This window comes from Pseudomonas sp. MWU13-2100, assembly GCF_023242365.1.
GTDB lineage: Bacteria > Pseudomonadota > Gammaproteobacteria > Pseudomonadales > Pseudomonadaceae > Aquipseudomonas.
Window position 1 is genome coordinate 1 of sequence record NZ_JALLIX010000154.1, and the last position, 479, is coordinate 479.

1 protein-coding gene is annotated in these 479 nt (G+C 60.5%); it reads right to left on the minus strand.

The features are described from left to right. Positions 1–479 (minus strand): DUF6531 domain-containing protein (locus M5B99_RS29815; protein WP_248807482.1); only part of this gene is annotated, 479 nt, incomplete at both ends.

Here is a 479-nt window from a genome sequence, read left to right on the forward strand (position 1 = left end):
ACACCTCACGCTGTTGATCAGGGAAGATTCGTTCGACCTGGCTGACACGCCGAGGCCACTGGGCGCTGTAGATCAGTTCCACCCGCACAAGGTCGAAGGTGTCACGCAGTCGAACCAGCCGCCCCGACTCGTCGTAATCGAGATAGATCCGGTTGTCGTTGCGGTCACCCAACTGGCTCAGGCGCAAGGTCGAAGGATCGGCCAGGGCCGGTTCGAACAGGCGATACAAACCGTCATCGCTTTCGATCAGCAGTTGTCCATTAGCGTTGCGCCGCACCGCCAGTCCGTCCCCTGGACTGAACACCGCGCCGCCCAACGGGATCGAGCCCATATCGATACGTCGCGCCTGTTCATCGGTATAGATCAGCCGCTCGCCACCTTCGGGATGCACCTCGATACGCACGCCGACTTCATAGGGCAGGCTCCAGCCTGTACCGAGCAATGTGTCGCGACGCTCATCGCGACTGTTGTAGAACCGT